Consider the following 6,382-nt stretch of genomic DNA (forward strand, 5'->3'; position numbering starts at 1 on the left):
GCGAAATGACTGAGTTGCGCACTATCGATACTGTTCTCGTGGCCAACCGCGGTGAGATCGCGGTTCGCGTGATCCGCACGTTGCGTGAGTTGGGAATTCGCAGCGTCGCCGTCTACAGCGACGCCGATGCGAATGCTCGCCACGTCCGCGAGGCCGACACTGCCGTCAACATCGGACCGGCCGCGGCGCGTGAAAGCTACCTCGTCATCGACAAGGTGATCGACGCTGCCAAGTCCACCGGTGCTCAGGGTATTCACCCCGGTTACGGCTTCCTGTCGGAGAACTCGGCGTTCTCGGCTGCCTGCGCGGCCGCCGGAATCGCCTTCCTCGGCCCCTCCGAGCGGGCTATCGAGGTGATGGGCGACAAGATCACCGCGAAGAACGCGGTTGCCGCGTTCGACGTGCCGGTGGTCCCGGGTATCGCTCGCCCGAATCTGACCGACGAAGAACTGATCGCAGCGGCCGAGGACATCGGCTACCCGGTGTTGGTCAAGCCTTCGGCAGGCGGCGGTGGCAAGGGAATGCGTCTGGTCGAGGATCCGGCCAATCTGGCCGAGGCTCTTCGCAGTGCCCGCCGTGAGGCCGCGTCGTCGTTCGGCGACGACACCCTGTTCCTCGAGCGATTCGTCCTGCGGCCCCGGCACATCGAGGTCCAGGTTCTCGCCGACCAGCACGGCAACGTCGTTCACCTCGGTGAGCGCGAATGCAGCCTGCAGCGGCGTCACCAGAAGGTCATCGAAGAGGCTCCGTCGCCGCTGCTCGATCAGGTGACCCGTGACCGGATCGGCGCGGCAGCCTGCAACACCGCTCGAAGCGTCGATTACACCGGCGCCGGCACTGTCGAGTTCATCGTCTCCGCCGACAAGCCGGACGAGTTCTTCTTCATGGAGATGAACACCCGCCTGCAGGTCGAGCACCCCGTCACCGAAATGGTGACCGGACTGGATCTGGTCGAATGGCAGGTTCGTGTGGCAGCAGGGGAGAAGTTGGCCTTCTCCCAGAGCGACATCACACTGACCGGGCACGCTATCGAAGCTCGTGTGTACGCGGAGGATCCGGGCCGTGGGTTCCTGCCGACCGGCGGCCGCGTCGTCGATCTGGTCGAGCCGTCAGGTTCCGGCGTGCGCGTCGATTCCGGACTGCTCGCGGGCACCGTCGTCGGCAGTGACTACGACCCGATGCTCAGCAAAGTCATCGCCCATGCTCCCGACCGCGCAGGCGCACTGCGCAAGCTCGATCGCGCACTCGGTGACACCGCAGTGCTCGGAGTCGTGACCAACATCGAGTTCGCACGATTCCTCCTCGCTGATCCGGATGTGATCGCGGGCAACCTCGACACCGGTCTGCTCGATCGTCGCGTCGAAGACTTCGTCGCGGCCGACGCCTCCGACGAGGTTCTCATTGCTGCCGCGGCGTATCGCTGGCTCTCGCGATGGACAACTTCGGAATCCGTTGATCCCTGGGACGTCCCGAGTGGATGGCGCGTCGGAACTCCCGCTCCGACCAGCATCAGGCTCGCCGCCGGCACCCGAACGTCGCACGTTGCGATCGTCGGCGTTCCCGCCGATGCAAAGGTCGAGGTCGAAGGTTCACAGCCGCGCGCATTCAGCGCGACCCTGACGGGATCCGAACTGGCGGTAGTCATCGACGGACGCCGACGCAGGTTTGTCGTCGCCGAGACCGATGGTGGTCTGTGGCTGGCGGGCGGCGGAACCTGGCACGTGCGCGAGGTTGCCGAAGTCAGCGTTCGCGGTGAGGACAAGCATGCCGGTGACGCCGAAATCGCCAGCCCCATGCCCGGTGCCGTCATCGCAGTCAACGTCGAGAACGGCGCGGCAGTGAGCGCGGGACAACCACTCGTCGTTGTCGAGGCCATGAAGATGGAGCACTCCTTGACGTCCCCGATCGACGGGATCGTGGAAGTGCTTGTCCGTCAGGGCGATCAGGTGATGGTGGATCAGGTTCTGGCCCGCGTGGTACCTGTCGCGGACGAAGAGACTGCAGAAGAAAAGACCGAGAACACGACGCAGAAGGAAGACGCCTGATGTCCGATTACCTTGCCACCGGAGCGCTTCCGGACGAATACCAGCAGCTCGCCAAGACGGTTGCGGATTTCGCGAAGACCGTCGTGGCACCGGTTGCTGCCGAGCACGACGCCAACCACACCTTCCCGTACGAGGTAGTGGCCGGGATGGCCGACATGGGACTGTTCGGCCTGCCGTTCCCCGAGGAGTACGGCGGAATGGGCGGCGACTACTTCGCACTCTGCCTGGCGCTCGAAGAGCTGGGCAAGGTCGACCAGAGCGTCGCGATCACTCTCGAAGCTGGTGTGTCCCTCGGCGCCATGCCGATCTACCGTTTCGGCAACGAGGCGCAGAAGGAAGAGTGGCTCCCGCAGCTCACCAGCGGAAAGTCGTTGGCTGCTTTCGGCCTGACCGAGCCGGGTGCGGGTAGCGACGCCGGCGGCACCAAGACCACCGCGAAGTTCGACAGCGGTGAGTGGATCATCAACGGCAACAAGCAGTTCATCACCAACTCGGGCACCGACATCACCAAGCTCGTGACGGTCACCGCGGTCACGGGTGTCAAGGACGGTGGCAAGAAGGAGATCTCGACCATCCTGGTACCGACAACGACCCCCGGCTTCACGGCCGAGCCCGCGTACAACAAGGTCGGCTGGAACGCATCCGACACCCATCCCCTCACGTTCGCCGATGTTCGTGTCCCCGAAGAGAATCTGCTCGGTGAGCGTGGCCGCGGCTACGCGAACTTCCTGCGCATCCTCGACGAAGGCCGAATCGCTATTTCGGCGCTGAGCGTCGGTGCCGCCCAGGGCTGCGTCGACGAGTCGATCAAGTACGCGAAGGAGCGCGAGGCGTTCGGTCGGCCCATCGGACACAACCAGGCGATCGCGTTCAAGATCGCGCGCATGGAGGCTCGCGCCCACGTGGCCCGCACCGCGTACTACGACGCGGCCGCACTCATGTTGTCGGGCAAGCCGTTCAAGAAGCAGGCGTCCATCGCCAAGCTCATCTCCTCCGAAGCTGCCATGGACAACGCCCGCGACGCCACCCAGATCCACGGCGGATACGGCTTCATGAACGAGTACGCCGTCGCGCGCCACTACCGTGACAGCAAGATCCTCGAAATCGGTGAGGGAACCACCGAGGTGCAGTTGATGCTCATCGCCCGTGAGGCAGGGTTGTGACGAACCCCAAGAAGATCACTCAGCGCGGACTCTGGTTCGAGGAGTTCGAGGTCGGCGCGATCTACGAGCATCGCCCAGGCCGAACGGTGACCGAGGCTGACAACGTACTGTTCACGACTCTGACGATGAACACGCAGGCGCTGCATCTCGATGCTGCGTACAGCGAAGGCACTCAATTCGGTGTGCGGCTGGTCAATTCGATGTTCACCCTGTCGACCATCGTCGGCCTCTCGGTCGCGCAGTTGACGCAGGGCACCATCGTCGCGAACCTCGGTTTCTCCGAGATCAGCTTCCCGAAGCCGCTCTTTCACGGGGACACCCTGTACGCCGAGACGCTCATCGCGGACAAGCGTGAGTCGAAGAGCCGTCCGGGCGAAGGCATCGTGACGCTCGTGCACACCGGGCGCAATCAGCACGGCGATGTCGTCGCACTTGCCACGCGCAAGACGTTGGTGCAGCTCCGCCCGGCCGAGGTGTCCTCATGACGTGGACGCCACCGGGGCCGGCCTGGTTGTTCTGCCCGGCGGATCGTCCCGAGCGCTACGCGAAGGCGGCCGCCGTTGCCGACGTCGTGATCCTCGATCTCGAAGACGGGGTGGCTCCGGCCGACAAAGAAGCCGCACGTGCAGCCCTGATCGACACTCCTCTCGATCCGGACCGGACGATTGTGCGCGTCAATCCGGTCGGTACGCCTGATCACGAACTCGATCTGATCGCGCTGGACGGCACACACTATTCGCGTCTCATGCTGTCCAAGTGCGAATCGGCTGAGGACGTCCTCTCGCTCGCACCGGCGGATGTGGTTGCACTCGTCGAGTCCCCGCGAGGAGCCCTCGCCGTGGCCGACATCGCGCTTGCTGCGAACGCCATCGGTGTCATGTGGGGAGCCGAGGATCTTGTGGCCGGTCTCGGCGGTAATTCGAGCAGGCACCCGAACGGTTCGTACCGCGACGTTGCCAAGCACGTCCGATCGACGTCTCTCCTGGCTGCGAAGAGCTACGGCCGGTTGGCTGTCGATTCCGTGTATCTCGACATCAAGGACCTCGTCGGCCTGGGCGTCGAGTCCGCTGATGCTGTCGCAGTCGGCTTCGACGTGAAGGTTGCGATCCACCCGAGTCAGGTCGAGGTCATCCGTGGTGCCTTCGCACCTTCGGAAAAAGAGATCGACTGGGCCACACGAGTGCTTGCCGCGGTGTCTACTGAACGTGGTGTGTTCGCGTTCGAGGGCAAGATGGTCGACGCTCCCGTTCTTCGTCACGCCGAGAAGCTTCTTCACCGAGCCGGAATCTTTCAGCAGAAGGAGAACTAACGGATGAGCAAAGTCGTGAATACGGCAGCTGAGGCAGTTGCCGACATCGCGAGCGGATCCAGGCTCGCAGTGGGCGGCTTCGGGCTGTGCGGTATTCCCGACGCACTGATCGCGGCGATCGCCGACGGCGACGCCACCGATCTCGAGGTGTTCTCCAACAACTGCGGTGTCGACGACTACGGTCTCGGCATTCTGCTCGGCGCGCACCGGATCGCCAGGGTGACGGCGTCGTACGTGGGGGAGAACAAGGAGTTCGCCCGCCAGTATCTCGCCGGTGAGCTCGAAGTGGAGTTGACGCCGCAGGGGACGCTGGCCGAGCGGCTGCGAGCAGGCGGTACCGGCATCCCGGCGTTCTACACTCCGGCCGGCGTCGGCACACCGATCGCCGAGGGCGGCTTGCCGTGGCGATACAACCCGGACGGTTCGATCGCCGTGGCGTCGCCACCGAAGGCGACGGCAGTGTTCGGTGGCCGCACGTATGTATTGGAAGAGGCGATCACCGCTGACTTCGCGCTCGTGCACGCGGACTACGGCGACACCGAAGGAAATCTCGTCTTCAACAAGACGGCGATGAACTTCAACCCGCTTGCTGCCATGGCCGGCCGGATCACCATCGCGCAGGTGGAGAACCTCGTCGAGCCGGGCGACATCGACCCCGCACACGTGCACCTACCTGGTGTGTTCGTCGCGCGGGTCGTGCACACAGGCCCACAGGAGAAGCGGATCGAGAAGCGGACCGTCTCAGGAGGTACCAAGTGAGCAGCGCAGAGGAAACTCGTATCGGTTGGACCCGCCACGAGATGGCCGCTCGCGCTGCTGCCGAGATGCGGCCGGGTGAGTACGTCAACCTCGGTATCGGCCTGCCGACGCTGATCCCCAGTTACTTGCCCGAGGGTGTCAAGGTGGTCCTGCACAGCGAGAACGGCATCCTCGGTACCGGACCGTATCCGGCCGATGATCAGGTCGATGCCGACCTCATCAATGCAGGTAAAGAAACCGTCACTGTCAATCCTGGTGCCGCGTTCTTCGACTCGGCCCTCTCGTTCGGGATGATCCGCGGCGGCCACATCGACACCGCGGTGCTCGGCGGGATGCAGGTGTCGAAGACGGGTGACCTCGCCAACTGGATGGTCCCCGGCAAGATGGTCAAGGGCATGGGCGGGGCGATGGACCTGGTCCACGGTGCCCGCCGCGTCATCGTCGTGATGGAGCACACCGATCGCGACGGAAACCCCAAGATCGTCGAGGCGTGCACCCTGCCGCTTACCGGGCAGGGCGTCGTCCACCGGATCATCACCGACCTGGCAGTGCTGGACGTCACCGCGGACGGGCTGGAGCTTGTGGAGCTGGCTCCAGGTGTCACCAGTGAACACCTGAAGAGTGTGACTGGTGTGGGTTTTTCCTGAAGCTTCGTACCTTCAATCGAAAGAACGCGCCGACCGCTGGTCGGCGCGTTCTTTCGTCGGTCTGTCGGCGTGTACCGATAGTCTCGATCAGCGACTGTCGAATCTGGTTCGAGCTCGGGCACCAAGTAGCTGAGGGGCCTGTAAATTGTCCGAGGTGACTGATGTGGATGGGGGTGCAGATCGTCGGCTGCAAATTGATTGTTCCAGGGGTGGAGATGTCGCGCACATTGTCTGAACCGTGCGTTTCGGCAATGCGATCGGGGGGTAGATGAGCTGGGCGATTTGTAACGAATTGCAGCAAAACCGTCGATACACCGGGGTATGGATTTCTCTTGTCACCTATGTATCGGAGACAATGGGTGGTTCTGGCTCGTCGAGGTTGGATGAGGTCGGTAGCTGCTGCGAATCGGACGTTCGGCTCGCACGGGTGCGCAATGGTGTGGAAGAGAGGCTGTGGGC

The 6,382-nt window shown here is 63.7% G+C and carries 6 protein-coding genes; all 6 read left to right on the plus strand.

Going from position 1 to position 6,382, the window contains the following annotated elements; translation table 11 throughout:
- The first annotated feature begins 5 nt into the window (after window positions 1–5).
- Genes RA302_RS09180 through RA302_RS09205 form a run of 6 tightly spaced genes read left to right on the plus strand, consistent with a single transcriptional unit; the run spans window position 6 to window position 5,923 of the window.
- Window positions 6–2,045 (plus strand): acetyl/propionyl/methylcrotonyl-CoA carboxylase subunit alpha, encoded by a 2,040-nt coding sequence (locus RA302_RS09180; RefSeq protein WP_338480285.1) that lies wholly within the window; start codon window positions 6–8, stop codon window positions 2,043–2,045.
- A complete protein-coding gene (locus RA302_RS09185) occupies window positions 2,045–3,208 on the plus strand; it encodes an acyl-CoA dehydrogenase family protein (RefSeq protein WP_020906879.1) in 1,164 nt (387 codons plus the stop codon). Before RA302_RS09180 ends, RA302_RS09185 begins: the two co-directional genes overlap by 1 nt.
- Window positions 3,205–3,693: a MaoC family dehydratase gene (locus RA302_RS09190; RefSeq protein WP_020969025.1), complete on the plus strand. Its 489-nt coding sequence runs from the start codon at window positions 3,205–3,207 to the stop codon at window positions 3,691–3,693. The genes RA302_RS09185 and RA302_RS09190 overlap by 4 nt, the downstream gene beginning before the upstream one ends.
- Window positions 3,690–4,517, plus strand: coding sequence for a CoA ester lyase (locus RA302_RS09195; RefSeq protein ID WP_020906880.1), 828 nt, complete (start codon window positions 3,690–3,692; stop codon window positions 4,515–4,517). Before RA302_RS09190 ends, RA302_RS09195 begins: the two co-directional genes overlap by 4 nt.
- A 3-nt stretch (window positions 4,518–4,520) precedes the next feature.
- The gene (locus RA302_RS09200) at window positions 4,521–5,276 is read left to right on the plus strand and encodes a CoA transferase subunit A (RefSeq protein WP_007730192.1); all 756 of its coding nucleotides are present in this window, start codon (window positions 4,521–4,523) and stop codon (window positions 5,274–5,276) included.
- Between the two features lie 41 nt (window positions 5,277–5,317).
- A complete protein-coding gene (locus RA302_RS09205) occupies window positions 5,318–5,923 on the plus strand; it encodes a 3-oxoacid CoA-transferase subunit B (protein WP_338481164.1) in 606 nt (201 codons plus the stop codon).
- Window positions 5,924–6,382: the final 459 nt, after the last annotated feature.

The organism is Rhodococcus sp. DN22 (genome assembly GCF_036669995.1).
In the GTDB taxonomy this organism is placed as follows: Bacteria; Actinomycetota; Actinomycetes; order Mycobacteriales; family Mycobacteriaceae; genus Rhodococcus_F; species Rhodococcus_F erythropolis.

Coding starts and splice junctions, on each gene's coding strand:
- RA302_RS09200 (WP_007730192.1), top strand. CDS start 4,521: ATGAGCAAAGTCGTGAATACGGCAGCTGAGGCAGTTGCCGACATCGCG.
- RA302_RS09205 (WP_338481164.1), top strand. CDS start 5,318: ATGGCCGCTCGCGCTGCTGCCGAGATGCGGCCGGGTGAGTACGTCAAC.
- RA302_RS09185 (WP_020906879.1), top strand. CDS start 2,045: ATGTCCGATTACCTTGCCACCGGAGCGCTTCCGGACGAATACCAGCAG.
- RA302_RS09195 (WP_020906880.1), top strand. CDS start 3,690: ATGACGTGGACGCCACCGGGGCCGGCCTGGTTGTTCTGCCCGGCGGAT.
- RA302_RS09180 (WP_338480285.1), top strand. CDS start 6: ATGACTGAGTTGCGCACTATCGATACTGTTCTCGTGGCCAACCGCGGT.